This is a genomic window from Streptomyces inusitatus, assembly GCF_014651115.1.
Taxonomy (GTDB): Bacteria; Actinomycetota; Actinomycetes; order Streptomycetales; family Streptomycetaceae; genus Streptomyces; species Streptomyces amakusaensis.
The window spans coordinates 508,015-527,067 of sequence record NZ_BMWG01000002.1 but is presented as its reverse complement, the minus strand read 5'-3'; the positions used below and the strand labels follow the sequence as shown (position 1 = coordinate 527,067).

General features: G+C 72.2%; 9 protein-coding genes and 1 pseudogene. 2 read left to right on the top strand and 8 right to left on the bottom strand.

What is annotated here, in order from left to right; translation table 11 throughout:
• Nucleotide 1: 1 nt before the first annotated feature.
• The 4 genes from IE247_RS06205 to IE247_RS06190 all read right to left on the bottom strand — a co-directional run bounded on the left by IE247_RS06205 (nucleotide 2) and on the right by IE247_RS06190 (nucleotide 5,090).
• A complete protein-coding gene (locus tag IE247_RS06205) occupies nucleotides 2-1,603 on the bottom strand; it encodes a glycoside hydrolase family 13 protein (protein ID WP_190121852.1) in 1,602 nt (533 codons plus the stop codon).
• Between the two features lie 145 nt (nucleotides 1,604-1,748).
• Complete coding sequence (locus IE247_RS06200; protein ID WP_229868803.1) at nucleotides 1,749-2,630, bottom strand: sugar ABC transporter permease; 882 nt, start codon at nucleotides 2,628-2,630, stop codon at nucleotides 1,749-1,751.
• Between the two features lie 14 nt (nucleotides 2,631-2,644).
• Complete coding sequence (locus tag IE247_RS06195; RefSeq protein ID WP_190121850.1) at nucleotides 2,645-3,586, bottom strand: carbohydrate ABC transporter permease; 942 nt, start codon at nucleotides 3,584-3,586, stop codon at nucleotides 2,645-2,647.
• 190 nt (nucleotides 3,587-3,776) lie between these two features.
• Nucleotides 3,777-5,090, bottom strand: coding sequence for an extracellular solute-binding protein (locus IE247_RS06190; protein ID WP_190121849.1), 1,314 nt, complete (start codon nucleotides 5,088-5,090; stop codon nucleotides 3,777-3,779).
• Nucleotides 5,091-5,439: 349 nt separating this feature from the next.
• Here IE247_RS06190 and IE247_RS06185 point away from each other — a divergent pair.
• Together IE247_RS06185 and pulA are read left to right on the top strand one after the other, a co-directional pair.
• A pseudogene (locus tag IE247_RS06185) lies at nucleotides 5,440-6,840 on the top strand (alpha-amylase); the annotation flags it as partial.
• Between the two features lie 142 nt (nucleotides 6,841-6,982).
• The gene (gene pulA / locus IE247_RS06180; RefSeq protein WP_229868800.1) at nucleotides 6,983-12,256 is read left to right on the top strand and encodes a pullulanase-type alpha-1,6-glucosidase; all 5,274 of its coding nucleotides are present in this window, start codon (nucleotides 6,983-6,985) and stop codon (nucleotides 12,254-12,256) included.
• Between the two features lie 72 nt (nucleotides 12,257-12,328).
• Here pulA and IE247_RS06175 read toward each other — a convergent pair whose 3' ends face one another.
• The 4 genes from IE247_RS06175 to IE247_RS06160 all read right to left on the bottom strand — a co-directional run bounded on the left by IE247_RS06175 (nucleotide 12,329) and on the right by IE247_RS06160 (nucleotide 18,312).
• On the bottom strand, nucleotides 12,329-13,057 hold the full coding sequence (locus tag IE247_RS06175) for a TetR/AcrR family transcriptional regulator (protein WP_190121847.1): 729 nt from the start codon (nucleotides 13,055-13,057) through the stop codon (nucleotides 12,329-12,331).
• Between the two features lie 36 nt (nucleotides 13,058-13,093).
• Nucleotides 13,094-14,200, bottom strand: a complete 1,107-nt coding sequence (locus tag IE247_RS06170) for a PDR/VanB family oxidoreductase (protein WP_190121846.1) — start codon at nucleotides 14,198-14,200, stop codon at nucleotides 13,094-13,096.
• Nucleotide 14,201: 1 nt separating this feature from the next.
• Nucleotides 14,202-15,116 (bottom strand): metal-dependent hydrolase, encoded by a 915-nt coding sequence (locus IE247_RS06165; RefSeq protein ID WP_190121845.1) that lies wholly within the window; start codon nucleotides 15,114-15,116, stop codon nucleotides 14,202-14,204.
• Nucleotides 15,117-15,186: 70 nt separating this feature from the next.
• Entirely contained in the window at nucleotides 15,187-18,312 is a 3,126-nt protein-coding gene (locus IE247_RS06160; protein WP_190122105.1) for an alpha-N-acetylglucosaminidase, read from the bottom strand.
• Nucleotides 18,313-19,053 lie beyond the last annotated feature (741 nt).

Genomic DNA, 19,053 nt, shown 5'->3' with positions numbered 1-19,053 from the left:
CTCAGACTGCCCACCAGACACAGGTGTCGCCCGGGACGCGGACCTCGCCGCCGCTGAACTCCAGCGCCGCCGACGAGATCAGCGGCCGCCCCGGAACCGGCAGCACGGCCTCCGCCGCGAGGGTGTTCAGGGTGCAGACCAGCCCGGGACGGCCGAGGGCGAGAACGCCCTCGGGGGCCCGGAGCCACTCCATCGTGCCGTCGCCGAGGCCCGGCAGCGTCTTGCGGAGGGCGATCGCCGAGCGGTACAGCTCCAGCGTGGAGCGCGGGTCGCCGGTCTGCGCCGCGACCGAGAGCCCCTGCCAGGAATCGGGCTGCGGCAGCCAGCTCCCGCCGGGGCCGAAGCCGTACGGAGCCTCCGTACCCGACCAGGGCAGCGGCACCCGGCAGCCGTCGCGCCGGCCTTCCTGGCCGTCGCCCCGGAAGAACGCCGGGTCCTGGCGCACCGCGTCGGGCAGCTCCGTCACCTCGGGCAGTCCCAGTTCCTCGCCCTGGTAGACATAGGCCGAGCCGGGCAGCGCCAGGGTGAGCAGCGCCGCCGCGCGGGCCCGGCGCAGACCGCGCTCCCCGCCGCCGTAGCGGGTGGTGTGGCGGACCACATCGTGGTTGGAGAGCACCCAGGTGGTGGGCGCGCCCACGGAGGCTGTCGCGGTGAGCGACTCGTCGATGACCCGGCGCATCGCCGGAGCGTCCCAGTCGCAGGTCAGGAACTGGAAGTTGAAGGCCTGGTGCAGCTCGTCGGGGCGGACGTACAGCGCGAGCCGCTCGGCGCTGGGGGCCCAGGCCTCCGCGACGCCGATGCGCTGCCCCGGGTACTCGTCGAGGAGGGCGCGCCAGCCGCGGTGGATCTCGTGCACCCCGTCCTGGTCGAAGAAGGGCAGCACCTGCGCGCCGATCAGCTTGGCCTGCTCGCGCAGCCCGATGTCGGGCAGCCCTGCCGCCTTGACCATGCCGTGCGCGACATCGATACGGAAGCCGTCCACGCCCAGGTCCAGCCAGAACCGCAGGATCGAGTCGAACTCCTCGCGCACCTCGGTCCGGTCCCAGTTGAGATCCGGCTGCTCGGGGGCGAAGAGATGCAGATACCAGTCACCGGCCCCGGTACGGGTCCACGCCGGGCCGCCGAAGATGGACTCCCAGTCGTTCGGGGGGAGCTCGCCGTGCTCGCCCTTCCCGGGGCGGAAGTGGTACAGCTCGCGCTCGGGGCCGCCGGCCAGCGCGGCCTTGAACCAGGCGTGCTGCTCCGAGGTGTGGTTGGGCACGATGTCGACGATGACGCGCAGCCCCAGCCGGTGCGCCTCGGCGACGAGCTCCTCGGCGTCGGAGACGTTCCCGAACAGCGGGTCGACCAGGCGGTAGTCGGAGACGTCGTAGCCGCCGTCGGCCTGCGGGGAGGCGTAGAAGGGGGTGAGCCAGACGGCGTCCACGCCCAGGTCCGCGAGGTGCGGCAGCCGCTCGCGGGCGCCGCGCAGATCGCCGATGCCGTCGCCGTCGCCGTCGGCGAAGGAACGGACGTACACCTGGTAGATGACGGCGTCCCGCCACCAGTCCGCCGAGGCGGCGGCGGGCTGGTCGCTGAGGGTGGGAGCGAGCTCCTGGGTCATGTACGTTCCCTTGTAAGTCGTCAAATACATCATCGTTCCGGGATGAAGAGGGATCTTCCCGCTGTACGGGATGCTGCCCCCGGCGGGTGGACGGGCAACGCCCGCCGGATGCGCGGGCCCGTGCCGCGCGCGCCCGTCGCCGCCGTCAGCCCTTGGTTCCGCCCGCCGTGAGCCCGGCGACGAGATGCCGCTGGGCGAAGAAGAAGAGCAGCCCGGCGGGGACCATGATCAGCACGGAGGACGCCGTCAGCAGGCCCCACTCGGCGCGGTGCGGGCCGACGAAGGTCTGGAGGCCGACGGCGAGCGTGTACTTGGTCTCGCTGCTCATGAACTGGCTCGCGAAGGCGACCTCGCCCCAGGCCGTGAGGAAGGTGTAGAACGCGGTCACCGCCAGGCCCGGCCGCGCCAGCGGCATGATCAGCCGCCAGAAGGTGCCGAAGGGGGTGAGTCCGTCGACCCGGCCCGACTCGTCGATCTCGGTGGGGATGGTGTCGAAGTACCCCTTCAGCATCCAGGCGCAGAAGGGCACGGACACCGAGCAGTACGTGAGGATCAGTCCGCCGTGGCTGTCCAGCAGCCCCAGCGCGCCGAGGATGTTGTAGAGCGGCACGATCAGCACCGCCACCGGGAACATCTGGCAGACCAGGAAGGTCCACATCAGCGGCGCGTGGCCGGGGAAGCGCATCCGGGAGAGCGCGTAGCCGGCGCTCGCCGAGATGAGGACGCCCACCAGCATGGTGCCGCCCGCGATGGCGATCGAGTTGAGCATCCAGGTGAGGAACTCGGTGTCGCCGAGGACATGGGCGTAGTTGGAGAGCGTGAAGCCCGTCATCTCCAGCGGGGCTGTCCAGCCGCTCTCGCCCCGGATCGAGACCAGGAGGATGAAGGCGATCGGGAAGAGCGCGACGAGACAGGCGGCGACGAGGGTGGCGTGCAGGGCGACGGAGGCTCCCCGGGAGCGCTCGGCCCTGCCGCGCGCCCTGGTCGCGGGCCGGGCGGCGACGGCGGGGCGGACGGCCCCGGACACCTTTTCCGCGGTGGTCACTTGGCGGCCTCCTGGCGCTTGAGCATGCCCCGGTAGAAGACGGAGAAGACCAGGAGCAGCGAGAGGATCACGATTCCGTAGGCGGCGGAGCCCGCGTAGTCCCGTACGCCCTGGAAGGCGAGCCGGTAGGCGTAGGTCACGAGGATTTCGCTCTCGGTGCCGCCCGCCTGCCCGATCACCAGATAGATGACCGGGAACATGTTGAAGGTCCAGATGGTGCCCAGCAGCACGATGGTGGAGCTGACCGGCCGCAGACCGGGCATCGTCACGCTCCAGAACCGCTGCCAGGGGGTGGCCCCGTCCATCTCGGCGGCCTCGTGCAGCTCGCGCGGGATGGACTGGAGGCCGCCGAGTATCGCGAGCATCATGAACGGCACGCCGAGCCAGGTGTTCACGGCTATGACGGACAGCTTCTGGACGAAGGGGTCGCCGAGCCAGTCGACGGGGCCCATGCCGATTTTGCCGAGCAGCTCGTTGAACACACCGTTGTCGGTGTTGTACATCAGCTTCCAGGCGAACGCGGCGACGAACGCGGGCACCGACCACGGCAGGATCAGCAGCACCCGGTAGAGGGAGCGGCCGCGCATGGGCCGGTTGAGCAGCAGCGCGAGGCCGAGGCCGATCGTGTAGTGCAGGAAGACGCAGCTCGCGGTCCACACCGCGGTCCACATCAGCCGGGGGTAGAACGATCCCTCCTGGCCGGAGAGGATGTTCCAGTAGTTGTCCAGGCCGACGAACTGATAGGTCGCCGGGACGGAGAAGTCCCCGATCGTCCGGCCGATGTTGACCTCGTCGGCGTCGGTGAAGGAGAGATAGACGCCCCGGCCCAGCGGATAGCCGACGAGCACGGCGAGGACGACCACCACGGGCAGGACCATGGCCCACGCGTACCAGTGGGTGGTGAAGGACCGTCCGGTCCTGGCTGTCAGGGTGCTCATCTCTCTCCGATGGCTGAAGGCTGATGGCCGACGGTGCGTGCGCACCGCGTAAGGGCGGGGGCTCGCGCACCGCTGAAGGGCGGGTGCCGTCCGGTCCGGCCGGGCGGGTGCGCGGGGTTCGGTTCCCGCGCCGCGGGGCGCGCTTGGCCCGTCCGGCCGGACCGGGGGTCCGGTGGGTTGCGGGGCCTCGTCAGCCGGTGGTCGTCGTCGTGTAGTCCTTCAGGAGCTTGCTGTTCCACTCCTTCGCGAGGGCGTCGAGGCCGTCCTTCGGGGAGACGTCGCCGCGCAGGATCTTCACGTAGTGCTGGTCGAAGGCGACGAAGAGATCGCCGACGCCGGGGATCACCGGCCGGGGCCTCGCGACGGTCAGCGCCTGCTGGAACGCCTTCTTCGCCGGGTCGGCGGTGACCTCGGCGGTGTACGCCGACTTCCGCGTCGGGAGCGTGTTGATCTCCTTGGCGGTCAGTTCCTGGCTCTTCTTCGAGGCCATGAACCTCACGAAGAGGTACGAGGCGTCCTTGTTCTTCGAGCCCCGGTAGACGGAGTAGTTGTGGCCGCCGATGGGCGCTCCCGCCTTGCCGGCCGAGCCGCCCGGGACATTGGCGATGCCCAGGTTGTCCTTGTCCTTGAAGGCCTTGCCCGCGTAGCTGTCGCTCACCGACCACGGCCCGTTGAGGATCATGGCGACCTCGCCGGCCTTGAAGGAGGTCTGGGCCGCGACATAGCCGTCGGTGGTCGCGGGCTTGAGGGCGACGTCGGACCCGGCCAGCTTCAGGGCGGTCTCCATGGCCCTGACGCCCTCGGCCGAGTTGACGGTGATCTTCTTGCCGTCGACGTCGAGCATGTCCGCGCCCTCGCCGTGGAGGAACGGCAGCGAGAAGTAGCCCTCGGGGTTGAGCTGGGTGCCGGTGACGCCCGTCTTCTTCTTGATGGTCTTCGCGGCGGCGATGAACTCGTCCCAGGTGGCCGGGGGCGCGGCGATGCCGGCGTCCTTGAAGACCTTCTTGTTGTAGAGCAGGGCCAGGGTGTCGGTCACCTGCGGCACGCCGACCGTCTCGTTGTTCCACTTGGCGGTGGAGAGCGGGCCGGGCAGGAAGTCCTCCGCACCGTCGAGCGCGGGGGTGCCGTCCAGCGGCTGGAGATAGCCGAGGTTGGCGAACCCGGCGGACCAGCCCACATCGGTGCGGATGACGTCCGGCGCGCCCTTGCCGGACTGGGCGGCGGTCTTGAACTTCTGCTCCGCCTGGTCGAAGGAGACCGAGGTCCGGTTCACCTTGATCTTCGGGTACTCGGCCTGGAAGGCGGCGATGAGCTTGTCGTACGTCGGGCCCTCGGCCTCGTTGGACGTGTCCCACCAGGTGATGGAGCCCGACACGCTCCGCGGGTCCTCGGCGGCCTTCTTGCCGCTGCTGTCCCCGCCCCCGCCGCCGCTGTCGCCGCCGCACGCGGTGGCGGTCAGGGCCAGTACGCCGGCGATCGCGGCGACCGTTATTCCTCTGCGCATCATGATCTCCCCATTGAGGTCAGGCCCTGCCTGTCCTCGGGCTGGGCTGCTGCGGCGTGAAGCTAACAGTCTTGCAAGACTTTGCGAAAGACCTTGCAGAAAGAAAACGGCAAGATTTCGATGTTGTGACCTCCCTGTGTCCTACAGATGTCCCGGATAGTCCCCAGGGGTTGACCTCCAGTCAGTACGCCTCCTACCGTCTGCTGGCAGGCGGGTCGGGGCAGTTGCTGCAAGAACCTGCAAGATCCATCAGCAACTTTCAGAGAAGCCTGCGAGCGCTTCGGAGCACACCCGCACCCGGTACACCCGCACTTCCCCCACGTACGCACAGCGTTGTGCAGGAGGAAACATGTCCGGCATACCCAGAGCCGGGGTCGGCCGACCCCTCGCCGCCCTGCTCGCACTGACGGCCGGGGCGGCGATCGCCGTCACCGCCCCCGCCGGGGAGGCCGGGGCCGCGCCGCCCGGCCCGAAGGACGTGACCGCCGTCCTCTTCGAGTGGCGCTTCGACTCGGTCGCCCGGGCCTGCACCGAGCGGCTCGGACCGGACGGCTACGGCTACGTCCAGGTCTCGCCGCCCCAGGAGCACATCCAGGGCGGCCAGTGGTGGACCTCGTACCAGCCCGTCAGCTACAAGATCGCGGGCCGGCTCGGCGACCGGGCCTCCTTCGCCGCCATGGTGAACACCTGCCGCACGGCCGGGGTGAAGGTCGTCGCCGACGCGGTGATCAACCACATGGCGGCGGGCGACGGAACCGGCACCGGAGGCTCCGCGTACAGCAAGTACCACTACCCCGGTATCTACTCCGGCTTCGACCTGGACGACTGCCGCTCGGCGATCGCCGACTACCGCGACCGCCACCAGGTCCAGAACTGCGAACTCGTCGGCCTCGCCGACCTCGACACCGGCGAGGAGTACGTCCGGGGCCGCATCGCCGCCTACCTCAACGATCTGCTCTCCCTCGGCGTCGAGGGCTTCCGGATCGACGCGGCCAAACATCTGCCCGCCGCCGACCTCGCGAACATCAAGTCCCGGCTGACCAGGCCTGATGTCTACTGGAAGCAGGAGGCGATCCACGGCGACGGAGAGGCCGTGTCACCGGGCGAGTATCTCGGCGGCGGCGATGTGCAGGAGTTCCGCTACGCCCGCGACCTCAAGCGGGTCTTCCAGCGCGAGAACCTCGCGTACCTGAGGAACTACGGCGAGGGCTGGGGCTATCTGCCGTCCGCGAAGGCCGGGGTCTTCGTCGACAACCACGACACCGAACGCCTCGGCGACACCCTCAATTACAAGGACGGCTCCGCCTACACCCTCGCGAACGTCTTCATGCTGGCCTGGCCCTACGGCTCGCCCGACGTCCACTCCGGCTACGAGTGGAGCGACAAGGACGCGGGCCCGCCGAACGGCGGCCGGGTCACGGCCTGCTGGAGCGACGGCTGGAAGTGCCAGCACGCCTGGCCGGAGATCGCCGCCATGGTCGCCTTCCGCAACACCGCCCACGGACAGCCCGTCACCGACTGGTGGGACGACGGCGGCGACCGGATCGCCTTCGGCCGGGGCGACAAGGCGTATCTCGCCGTCAACCACACCACCGCACCGCTGAGCCGGACCTTCCAGACCTCGCTGCCCGCCGGGACCTACTGCGACGTCCAGTCCCGCCGCCCGGTGACCGTCGACGGCTCCCGCCGTCTCACCGCCACCCTGGCCCCCGGCACCGCCCTCGCCCTCCACGCCGGCGCGAAGAACTGCGCCTGAGCCGTAAGCGTAAGACAGGCTCTCGTACCCAGCACTGGAGACACCCTTGACACGCCCCAGAACGGCGGCGGTCGCGCTGACCGCCGCCCTCTGCGCCACCCTGCTGCCCGGCGCCCCCGCCTTCGCCGACCCCGCGATGAACGCGATGAACGCGATGAACGCGACGAACGCGAAGAAGCCGCCCAAGCCGCCCTCGGATTCACGGCTCGCCGCCGAACCCGCCCGCCACGACCTCACCAGGGAGCAGTTCTACTTCGTCCTCCCCGACCGCTTCGCCAACGGCGACCGCCGCAACGACCGGGGCGGACTGACCGGCTCCAGGCTCAGCCATGGGCACGACCCCGCCGACAAGGGCTTCTACCAGGGCGGCGACCTCAAGGGGCTCACCGGCAAGCTGGACTACATCAAGGGCCTCGGCACCACCGCCATCTGGCTCGCGCCGATCTTCAAGAACCGCCCGGTGCAGGGCGAGGGCAAGGAAGCCTCCGCCGGATACCACGGGTACTGGATCACCGACTTCACCCAGGTCGACCCCCACTTCGGCACCAACGCCGACCTGACGGCCCTCATCGACAAGGCCCACGCCAAGGGCATGAAGGTCTTCTTCGACGTCATCACCAACCACACCGCCGACACCGTCGACTACGCCGAGAAGAAGTACGGCTACAAGCCCAAGGGCGCGTACCCCTACCTCGACCGCACCGGACGCCCCTTCGACGCCGCCGACGGCGGGCGCACCGGCAAGGTCGGCGCCGACTCCTTCCCGTACACCCCGCGCCCCCGCGACCGGGAGAAGGTCCCCGGCTGGCTCAACGACCCCACGATGTACCACAACCGGGGCGACTCCACCTTCGCGGGCGAAAGCTCCGAGCACGGCGACTTCGCGGGCCTGGACGACCTGTGGACCGAGCGCCCCGAGGTCGTCAGGGGCATGGAGAAGATCTACCAGAAGTGGGTCCGCGACTTCGGCATCGACGGCTTCCGCATCGACACCGTCAAACACGTCGACATGGAGTTCTGGACCCAGTGGGCCACCGCCCTCGACGAGTACGCCGCCCGGCGCGGCCGGGACGACTTCTTCATGTTCGGCGAGGTCTACTCCGGCGACCCGGCGGTCACCGCCCCCTATGTCACCCGGGGCAGGCTCGACTCCACCCTCGACTTCCCCTTCCAGGACGCGGCCCGCGCCGTCGCCTCCCAGCAGGCCCCCGCCGACCGGCTCGCCAAGGTCTTCGCCCAGGACTACCGCTACACCACCGACAAGGCCAACGCCTATGAGCAGGTGACCTTCCTCGGCAACCACGACATGGGCCGCATCGGCACCTTCCTCAAACAGGACAACCCCCGGGCCGACGACGCCGAACTCACCCGCCGCGCCCGCCTCGCCAACGAGCTGATGTTCCTCAGCCGGGGCAACCCGGTCATCTACTACGGCGACGAACAGGGCTTCACCGGAGCGGGCGGCGACAAGGACGCCCGCCAGACCCTCTTCGCCTCCCGGACCCCCGACTACCTCGACGACGACCAGCTCGGCACCGACCGCACCCACGCCTCCGACGCCTACGACACCGGCCACCCCCTCTACCGCTCCATCGCCGAGCTGTCGAGACTGACCAGGGCCCACCCGGCGCTCCGCGACGGAGTCCAGCGGCAGCGGTACGCGGAAGGCCAGGTCTACGCCCACTCCCGCACCGACGCGGCCGAGCGGCGCGAATACCTCGTCGCCGTCAACAGCGGCACCGGGCCCCGGACCGTCGAGCTGACCACCGACTCCCCGAACACCGCCTTCCACACGCTGTACGGCGGCCAAGGGGGTGACACCACACCCCGTACCGACGCGGCCGGCCGCCTCACCGTCACCGTCCCGGCCCTGACCTCCCTCGTACTGAGGGCGGACCAGGCGCGGCCGAAGCCCACCGCACAGCCCGTGCTCAGCCTCAGGGCCCCCGCCCCCGGAGCCACCGGCACCGTCGAGATCGACGCCGACCCCGGCGCGGCCGGAGGCCGGGTCGTCTTCGCCGCGCAGATCGGCGACGGCCCCTGGCGCACCCTCGGCTCCGCCGACCACGCCCCCTACCGGGTCACCCAGTACCTCGACGCCACCGTGAAGGCGGGCACCCCGCTGCGCTACAAGGCGGTCGTCGTCGACGCGGCGGGCCGCACCGACAGCGCCACCGGCTCCACCACCGCCGGAGCGACGCCCCCGCCCGCCAAGCCCGTCGCCGTCGACCGCGACTGGGCCGTCGTCCACTACCAGCGCCCCGAAGGGGACTACGAGGGCTGGCGGCTGCGCGCCCAGGGCACCGCCGCCGCCTTCACCGGCCGTGACGCCCATGGCGCGTTCGCCTGGGTCAAGCTCCCCGAGGGCGCGACCACGCTCCCGTACACCGTCGAGAAGGACGGCATCCCCGACGGGCCCCGGCGCGAGATCGACCTCTCCCGCACCGGCCAGGTCTGGATCACCCAGGGTCAAGGCGGCCAGCGCGACACCGCCCCCGCCGGGACCTACCCGCCGCAGGACAAGGGCAAGGCCGTCATCCACTACCAGCGCCCCGGGGGCGACTACGACGGCTGGGGCCTGCACGTCTGGAACGGCGCGGCGAATCCCACCGACTGGGCCGAGCCGCTGAGGCCCGTCCGCAAGGACGCGTACGGAGTGACCTTCGAGGTCCCCCTCGCACCCGGCGCGACCTCGCTCAGCCACATCCTCCACAAGGGCGACGAGAAGGACCTCCCCGGCGACCAGTCCCTCGACCTCGCCACCCACGGCAACGAGGTCTGGCTGCTCTCCGGGCAGCCGAAGCCCCTGCTCCCGCAGGCCGGTGCCGTCCCCTCGCTCGACCTCGGCAAGGCCGAGGCGCAGTGGATCGACCGCGACACCGTCGTCTGGAAGGTGAAGGCCACCGAGGCCACCAGCCAGCAGCTCGTCCACGCGGCGGACCGCCCCATCTCCGTCGTCGACGGCGCGCTCAGCGACGAGGGCCGCTGGCTGCGGCTCGCCCCCGCCGCGCTGACCGACGCCCAGCGCGCCAAGTACCCGCATCTCAAGGAGTACCCGGCGTTCACCGTCGACCCGCGCGACGCCGAGCGGGTACGGGACTCCCTGCGCGGCCAGCTCATCGCCACCCAGCGCAACGCCTCGGGCGCGCTGCTCGCCGCCACCGGGGTGCAGACCGCCGGAGTGCTCGACGATCTGTACGCGGCCAGGGCCACCCGTACCGCCCTCGGACCGGTCTTCGGCCCCGACGGGGTCACCTTCTCCCTCTGGGCCCCCACCGCCCGTACCGTCGCCCTCGAACTCGACGGGAGGACCGTGCCCATGCGCCGCGACGACGCCAGCGGCGTCTGGTCGGCCAAAGGCCCCCGGAGCTGGCGCGGCGAGCCGTACCGCTACCGGGTCACCGTCTGGGCCCCCAGTGTGCGGAAAACCGTGGTGAACAAGGTCACCGACCCCTACTCCACCGCCCTGACCACCGACTCCGTACGCAGCGTCGCCGTCGACCTCACCGACCCGAAGCTCGCCCCCAAGGGCTGGCGGACGCTGAAGAAGCCCGCCGCCGTCCCGCTGCGCGACGCCCAGATCCAGGAACTCCACATCCGCGACTTCTCCATCGCGGACCGCACGGCGAAACACCCCGGCCAGTACCGCGCCTTCACCGACCGCGCATCGGCGGGCAGCAAGCACCTCAAGAAGCTCGCCGACAGCGGAACCTCCTACCTCCACCTCCTGCCCGCCTTCGACATCGGCACCATCCCCGAGCGCGCGTCCGACCGGAAAGAGCCCGCGTGCGACCTCTCGGTGTACGCCCCCGACTCCGCCGAACAACAGGCCTGCGTCGCCGAGAGCGCCGCGAAGGACGCGTACAACTGGGGGTACGACCCCCTGCACTACACCGTCCCCGAGGGCTCCTACGCCTCCGACCCCGAGGGCGCCCGGCGCACCGTCGAGTTCCGTGAGATGGTCGCCGCGCTGAACGGGCAGGGCCTGCGGACGGTCATGGACGTGGTCTACAACCACACCGTGGCCGCCGGTCAGTCCGAGAAGTCCGTACTCGACAGAATCGTCCCCGGCTACTATCAGCGGCTGCTCGCCGACGGCTCCGTCGCCACCTCCACCTGCTGCGCCAACACCGCCCCCGAGAACGCGATGATGGGCAAGCTGGTGGTGGACTCCGTCGTCACCTGGGCGAAGGAGTACAAGGTCGACGGCTTCCGCTTCGATCTGATGGGCCACCACCCCAAGGCGAACATGCTCGCCGTCCGCGCCGCGCTGGACCGGCTGACCCTGGCCCGGGACGGCGTCGACGGGAAGTCGATCGTCCTCTACGGGGAGGGCTGGAACTTCGGCGAGATCGCCGACGACGCCCGCTTCGTCCAGGCCACCCAGAAGAACATGGCCGGCACCGGCATCGCCACCTTCTCCGACCGGGCCCGTGACGCGGTGCGCGGCGGCGGCCCCTTCGACGCCGACCCCGGCGTCCAGGGCTTCGCCTCCGGCCTCTACACCGACCCCAACCCGGCGGCCGACAACGGCGACCGCGCGGCGCAGCGCGCCCGGCTGCTGCACTACCAGGACCTCATCAAGGTCGGCCTGACCGGCAATCTCGCCGACTACACCCTCACCGACAGCCGGGGCCGCACCGTCAAGGGCTCCCAGATCGACTACAACGGAGCCCCGGCGGGGTACGCGAAGGCCCCGGGCGACGCGCTCGCCTACGCCGACGCCCACGACAACGAGACGCTCTACGACGCGCTCGCGTTCAAGCTCCCCAAGGACACCTCGCCCGCCGACCGGGCCAGGGCGCAGGTCCTCGCCATGGCCACGGCGACGCTCTCCCAGGGGCCCGCGCTCTCCCAGGCCGGGACCGATCTGCTGCGCTCCAAGTCGCTCGACCGCAATTCCTACGACAGCGGCGACTGGTTCAACGCGATCCACTGGGAGTGCCGCGACGGCAACGGCTTCGGCCGTGGGCTGCCGCCCGCCGCCGACAACCGGGACAAGTGGGAGCACGGCAGGCCGCTGCTGGGCGCCTCCTCGCTCACCGTGGGCTGCCCGCAGATCGACGGGGCGTCCGCCGCCTACCGGGATCTCCAGAAGATCCGCACCACCGAGCCGGTCTTCGGTCTGGCCACCGCCGAACAGGTGCGCTCGGCGGTCTCCTTCCCGCTCTCGGGCCCGGACGAGACCCCCGGTGTGATCACCATGCGCGCCGGTGACCTGGTCGTCGTCTTCAACGCGACGCCCGAGCGCCACACCCAGCGGCCCGCCGGGACCGCCGGGGAGCGGTACGCGCTCCACCCCGTCCAGGCCAGCGGCGCGGACGCGACCGTCAAGTCATCGGCGTACGAGAAGGAGACGGGAACCTTCTCGGTGCCCGCCCGGACGGTCGCCGTCTTCCAGCGCGGCTGAGACAGCGCGGCTGAGACAGCGCGGAACGGCCCGGGACCCTGCCTTCAGGGGTTCCGGGCCGTTCTCCCGCGCTCAGGCCGTACGGTCGTCGGCGACGACCTGCTCCATCACCGTCGGCGCGATCGCCATCAGCCGTCCCACCAGCTCGCCGAACGGGCCTTCCAGCGGCTCCTGCTCCAGGATCCGCACCACCACGGCGGCCATGCCGTCGTCGTACGCCGCGCTCACCGCGCACAGCGCCGCGAAGTCGTGCACCAGCTGAAGCTCCAGCTCGGCGCGGGGGATCTCCCGGCCGTCCAGCCAGAGCAGCGCGGTCGCCTCGGCCAGCGAGACCCAGGAGCGCACCACCAGGGTGAGGCGGACCGGCGGCTCCGCGATGTCCAGATGGGACATGATCTGCTCGTAGGCGGCCTGCCGGACATCGTCGATCATCGCGTTCGTGGTGGTGGAGCCGACGGCGGGGCCGCCGCGCATCAACGCGGAGAAGCCCGGCCCGTGCTCGTCCACGAAGTCGAAGAACCGCTTCATGACCCGCAGCAGCCGCGCGCCCAGCGGGCCTTCGCGCGGCTCGACGAAGCGCGTGGCCAGCTCCTCGGCGGCACGCCGCAGCGCCGCCTCGTACAGGCTCTGCTTGCCGGGGAAGTAGTGGTAGACGAGCGGCCGGGAGATCCCGGCAGCCGCCGCTATCTCGTCGATCGACACCTCGTCGGGGGAGCGGGCGCTGAACAGTTCCAGCGCCACACCGATCAGCTGCTGCCTGCGCTCCTCGACGCCCATCCTGCGGCGTACCCCGGTCGTCATGGGCATACCCTACCGACTGGCCTCCGCGCACCAGTTCTACAGGTCGAGTACCAGCCGTCCGCCGCTGTGGCAGCGCGATACGCAGATCAGCATCTGCTCCGCCCGCTCGGCGTCGGTGAGCAGCTCGTCACGGTGGTCCACCTCGCCCGCCAGCACCCGCTGCCGGCAGGTGCCGCAGAAGCCCTGGCGGCAGGAGTGCGCGAGGTCCGGCAGCTCGGTCAGCACGGCGGCCAGCACGGACTGGCCCGCCGCGACGGGGACCGTGCGCCCCGAGCGGCCCAGCTCGACCTCGAACGCGCCCCCGGCGCCTTGACCACCGGCGGTGAACCGTTCCAGCCGGGGCGGCCGGTCCTTCGGGAGCAGTGCGGCGACGGCGTCCATCAGCGGGCCTGGACCGCAGCAGTAGACGGCCGTGGACTTGGGCAGCGAGGCGAGGAAGCCCAGCTCCGGCCTTCCGCTCTCGTCCCCGGCGACGACCGTGACCCGGTCCCCGCCGAGCGCCGCGAGCTCCGCCAGGAAGGGCATCGAGGCGCGCGAGCGTCCGCAGTACAGCAGCCGCCATCGCGCGCCCGCCGCCTCGGCCGCGTACAGCATCGGCAGCAGCGGGGTGATGCCGATGCCGCCCGCGACGAAGTGGTACGCGGGGGAGGGGGCCAGCGGGAAGCGGTCGCGCGGGCCCCGGATCTCCACCTCGGCGCCCGGGACCAGCCGCTCGTGGATCTCGCGGGATCCTCCCCGGCCGTTCTCGACCAGCCGGACGGCGACGGTGTACGCGGCGGAGTCGGCCACATCGCCGCAGAGCGAGTACTGCCGGACCAGGCCGGAGGGGAGCACCAGATCGAGATGGGCCCCCGGCCGCCACGGCGGCAGCCCGTCCGGCCCGTCCCCGGCCAGCCGGAGCCGTACGACGCCCTCGGCGGGGGCGGTGCGCTCGACGACGGTGACCCGGCGGGCCGTGCCCCTGACTTCGCTCCGGCTCCGGCTCCGGCCCTGTCCCGAGACCGGCTCCGGCAGGGCGGGCAGCGGCCAGAGCGGGGAGCGTGCGACCCGGCGGCGCAGGGCCCGCCGGGCCTGCCGGGCGAGCAGCGCGGCCCCGGCCCCGGCTCCGGCGGTGAGGGCGAGGGCGAGCGGGCGCGGCGGCATCTCAGCGGCCCCCGTCGGCGCGGTCCGTGCCGCCCGTGCGGTCGATGCCGCCCGTGCCGCCCGTGCGGTTCACGGCGGGGGACGTGGCGAGATAGGCGAGGGCCTGGGCCGTGTCCCCCTCGTCCCGGGGGTGGTAGCCCCGGCTCAGATAGCGCGGCCCGGAGCGCAGTACGTCGGGAAGGGCGGGCAGCACTCCCCGGCGGCCCGCGCGGTGGAACTGCGCGAGGCTCGCCCGCCCGCCGTTCAGCGTCGGGTCGTTGGCCATGAAGAAGCGGATCCCGCGCTGCCAGAGGAAGACCAGCGTGGAGAAGGCCGTCGCCCAGGTCCGCGCCCGCCGCCGGTAGGAGCCGTCGACGTGCTGGAACAGTTCGAAGGCCACCGAGCGGTGCTCCACCTCCTCAGCCCCGTGCCAGCGCAGCAGATCGAGCATGGTGGGGTCCGCGCCGCACCGGTCCAGCTCCTTCGCGTTGAGCACCCAGTCGCCGAGGAAGGCGGTGTGGTGCTCGATCGCGGCGATCAGCGCGACCCGCTCCCACAGCCACCAGCGGCTCGCCCGGCCGGGCGGCAGGGTCCGGTCGCCGAGGAGCTTCTCGAAGAGCCAGTCGACCTGCGCGGTGTAGGGCGTGGGGTCCAGACCGAGCCGCCGCAGCCGGGGGAGTACCTCGTCGTGCGCCCCCGCGTGCACGGCCTCCTGCCCGATGAAGCCGATGACGTCGGCGCGGAGTTCCTCGTCCGTGATGTGCGGCAGCACCTGCCGGTACACCTGGACGAACCAGCGCTCACCGGCCGGCAGCAGCAGATGCAGCACATTGATGGTGTGGGTGGTGAACGGGTCGCCGGGGACCCAGTGGAGCGGGGTGTCCGCCCAGTCGAAGGAGACCCGGCGGGCCGCCAGTACGGGCCGCGTATTAGACATGTCGTCAATGTACTGATGGGTAGCGCGAGATGACAGAGGTGCGGCCCGCATAACGGGCCGCACCCTCACCTCACCCGGTGGCGGCGACGCCGACCTCCCAGCCGCTGAACCGCACCGTGCCCCGCGCCCCACTCCCGCCGTTCGAGGCCGTCATGAACAGCCCCACGTCCTGCGCCGCCCCCGCCCCCGGCACGCTCACGGTCCCCACCGTCCGCCAGCTCACCCCCTCGTCCACCGAGAAAGCGCCCGTGAACGAGCCCGTGAGCGAGCCCGTGAGCGCCGTCCCCGTCTCCCTGGTCAGCCGCAGCAGCACCGGAGCCCGCACCCCCGTCACCCGCCGGTACACATCCAGCGTCCCGTCGCCGTTCGAGTCGTACGACAGCACCACACCCTGCCCCGGGGTCACCGCGAGATTCACGAACCCCGGACCGCCCTGCACCGCCAGATCGTCGCGCGCCACGATCCCCGCCCGCGCCCAGGACGACGTGTTCTCCTGCGCGTCCACCCGCAGCAGCACGCTCACGCCCGGCGTCAGCGCGCCCGCGCGGTACGCCGTGCCGAAGTGCGCCGTCCCCCGCCACAGGTCACTGCCCGCGCCATTGACCGCGAACCGCTCCCCGAGCTGGCCGAAGACGGCCGCGTTGCTGGTGAAGGTCCGCCACCCGGCGGCCATCGGCGCGGCCACGTGGAGCGCCCCGCGCTGCACGACCGCGACCCGGTCCTCGCCGAGCGGCCCGTACCGCACCCGCAGTTCGTACGGGAGCGCCCGCAGCGGCTCCGCCAGCGGCTCGGCCGGGGCGCTCACCCGCCAGGACACCGACCCCGAGCCGCCCGCCGCCACCCCCGGCAGCGCGGTCGGACCCTGCGGCGAGGGGGCCAGCTCGGCCCCCGTCAGCGCGAGATCGACCCGCCCGGAGGCGCGCAGACCGTTCAGATTGCGGAAGCTCGCCGTCACCGTCGCCGAGCCGCCGGGGGTCAGCGCGGCCGGCTCCGCCGAGACCGTCGTGTGCCCCTGGTACGGCGCGGTCGCCAGGGTGTCCCGCACCCGGGTCGCCACCCGGTACGCGTCCCCGGTGGGCCGCACCGGATACGCCCGCCGGTCCACCGTCCACGCCTCCTCGGCCGGATACCAGTCGAAGGTCTTCGGCGCGCGGCCCTCGGCGAGCGCCGTCGCCGCCTCCGTCAGGAACGCCTCCCACTGCGGCACATGGACATCGGCGATCAGCCCGTGCCAGTCCCGGTTGGCGTAGTTGCTCAAATGCCCGGCCACCGTCCGGTCGCCCCAGGTCGTCACCAGCACCCGCGCGGTCCGCTCCAGCTCGACCGCCTCGGCGGGGCTGGTCGCCAGCCGCTTGGCGTCCTCCAGCCACGGCCCGAGCAGAAACGACCGATGACAGCCCGCCATGGTGTCGGCCAGCCGCATCAGCCTCAGCCAGAGCGCGGAGATCCCCCGGAAGCTCTCGACGTCCTTCGCGCCGTACGCGGAGCGCAGCGCGAGCTGAAGCGTCCGCGAACGGTTCGCCAGCGCCTGCCGGGCGAGGTCGGTGAGATCGTGGCGGTACGCGTCGGAGTCGCGCAGCGGCTCCTTCACCCGCAGCAGCGCCGCGAACGCCCGGTCGAAGCCCGCCGGATCGAAGGCCGTGCCGATCGCCGAGGTCAGATTCGGCCTGCGCAGAAAGAGCGAGTCGTGCGGCCTGCCGTCCGCGCTGGTCAGCCGGTACGCGGTGGCCGCCAGCGCGAGATGCGCCTCCTCGGCCGCCGCGTCCTTCCCGCCGTACCGGATCCTCGCGTACTCCGTGAACCAGGCCTCCCGGTCGATCCGCTCCTCGCGCCACGCCAGCTCGCTGAACAGCTCCAGCGCCGCCGGGTCCCGCTCGGCCGCCTCCGGCATGTACGCGGTGCCCACCAGCGCGCTGCCCGGCTTGTCCCGCCAGGCGGTGAACCTCGCCGTCCAGCGGTCGGTGTTCGCGCCGATCGTGGTGCGCCCGCCGAAGTTGGGGATGGTGCCGAAGGCGTACGGCGCGCCGCCCCACTCCTTCTCCCGGTCGGTGACCGTGTCCAGGTCGGAGAGCCCGTCCACGATCAGCACCCGGCTGGTGTCGACGGCGTCCAGCAGCGCCGGGCGCGGATTGGCCTGCCAGCCCAGGATCACCCAGGTCGCCTCGGGCCGGGCGGTGCGCAGCGCGGTCTCCACGGCGCGCGCGGCGGCGGCGACCGGGACGTCCCCGGCGCTGCCGCCCTCGTGCAGCAGATCCATCTTGAAGAAGTCGGCCTCGCCGAAGAGTTCTTCCTGATGCCGGTAGAAGGCCGCCGCCAGCTCGGCGAAGACGGGGGTGCGCGGATCGAGCCAGTCCGGCCGGGGGAGCCCGTTCCAGCTTCCCTGGGGGACGGTCCGCGCGCCGGGGTTGCGGGCGGCGAAGCCGTCCGGGACGGTGCCGAAGTAGCCGGGCAGCACCGGGCGCATGCCCAGCTCCCGCAGCCGCGCGGTGATCCGCCGCCCCAGCTCGGTCCGGGCCGCCAGCAGCGCGGGGGAGAGCGGGCCGCCGTACTCGCTCATGTTCTGGAGCAGCCACCACGGTTGGTGCGAGGGCGCGGGCAGCCAGGTGCGCGACTCCTCGTCCGAGTAGCCGAAGTCCATCAGCAGCCGGTGGTAGACGGCCTCCTGCCCGGTCGTCACCAGCACCTCGTTGCAGCCGTGCAGGGCGAGTACGTCGATCAGCCGCTCCCAGCGCGCCCAGTCGGCGTACGGGCCGGTGTAGCCGTCATGGGTGTCGTTGTACGCGAACCGGTGCGGCACCGTCGCCGACCGCTCCAGCGCGCGGGCCGGCGCGGGCAGCTTCGCCGGCAGGTCGAGCCGGCTGCCCGACCAGGAGACATGCGCCCGGCAGGTGTACTTGAGATACCAGTGCACCCCGGTCAGCAGCACCGCCGCAGAGGTCCCCGCCACCTCGATCCGGCCCGCGCTCCCGGTCACCCGGAACCGCTCGGGCCCGCTCAGGTCCCGCAGCAGGAACTGGTCCTCGTGGTCCGGCAGCAGCCGCCGCAGGGCGGCCCGCGCCGGGGTCAGATCCAGCGCCGCGCCCGCCCGCCGGGGCGGCCCCGTCGCACCGGCGGCCGGCCCCTGCGCGGCGAGGGCCGTGCCCACCCCGATCGCCCCCGCCGTCCCCAGAACCCTGCGTCTCGACAGCTCGAACATCAGCGCCTCCGTGTTACCCACGTCACAGCCGGTGCCTGCGTGCCGCAGGCTATCGGGCACCCGCCCCCGTGGTCCGGTGGTACGGGGCGCCATGGCCCGATCCGCGCACCCGCCCCCCGGCGCACAAGCCACACCCCCCGCCCCCGCCACGGGAGTTGCGCCCCCGGCGCACGCCGCCCGGCTGTTCCCCGGCGGCGGGAGCGCTCGGCGTGGCGAGAGCCCCGGGCCGGGGCATCGCGGGCGCGCGCCCCGCGCCCGGTGGGCCTGACGGCAGTGCCCGCCGGCAGTGGTTCAGGGACTCGTCCTGCTCGGGTACGGGTCCTGGGCCCGGGGTTGTCCGGAGGCCGCTCGGCCCGTGCCGGTGGCTCGGCCGCCCCGGTCCCGGCCCCCTGGGGCGCGACAGACGAGAGCGTCGGGCCGGGCCCCGCCCCGGCGGCGAGAACGCTCGGCAGGGCGAGAACCCCCGGCCCTGGGCCGGGAACCCCGGTCGGGCGGCAGTCGCTCAGAGTTTCGCCCGCCTCGGTGAGGCCCTGGGCCCGGGAGGCCGAGGCGCGCGGCCCGCGCGGCGAGGGCCGCGACCGGTGTGCCTCCGCCCGGCCCGGTGACGCCTGAGCGCGGGCTCTGGCGGGCAATGCCCGTGACGCCCGGGCCGCCTCCGCCCGCCCCGCCTCCGTCCGGGCCGCCGGGCCGGGCCGGAGGAGCCCGCCCGGGCACACGAGGTCCCCGACCCCGGTCCGAGCC

Bases quoted from the DNA above. Each gene is read 5' to 3' on its own strand.
- IE247_RS06195 (WP_190121850.1), bottom strand. From the start codon at position 3,586: ATGAGCACCCTGACAGCCAGGACCGGACGGTCCTTCACCACCCACTGG.
- IE247_RS06190 (WP_190121849.1), bottom strand. From the start codon at position 5,090: ATGCGCAGAGGAATAACGGTCGCCGCGATCGCCGGCGTACTGGCCCTG.
- IE247_RS06165 (WP_190121845.1), bottom strand. From the start codon at position 15,116: ATGTCTAATACGCGGCCCGTACTGGCGGCCCGCCGGGTCTCCTTCGAC.
- IE247_RS06175 (WP_190121847.1), bottom strand. From the start codon at position 13,057: ATGACGACCGGGGTACGCCGCAGGATGGGCGTCGAGGAGCGCAGGCAG.
- pulA (WP_229868800.1), top strand. From the start codon at position 6,983: ATGAACGCGATGAACGCGATGAACGCGACGAACGCGAAGAAGCCGCCC.
- IE247_RS06170 (WP_190121846.1), bottom strand. From the start codon at position 14,200: ATGCCGCCGCGCCCGCTCGCCCTCGCCCTCACCGCCGGAGCCGGGGCC.
- IE247_RS06205 (WP_190121852.1), bottom strand. From the start codon at position 1,603: ATGACCCAGGAGCTCGCTCCCACCCTCAGCGACCAGCCCGCCGCCGCC.
- IE247_RS06160 (WP_190122105.1), bottom strand. From the start codon at position 18,312: ATGTTCGAGCTGTCGAGACGCAGGGTTCTGGGGACGGCGGGGGCGATC.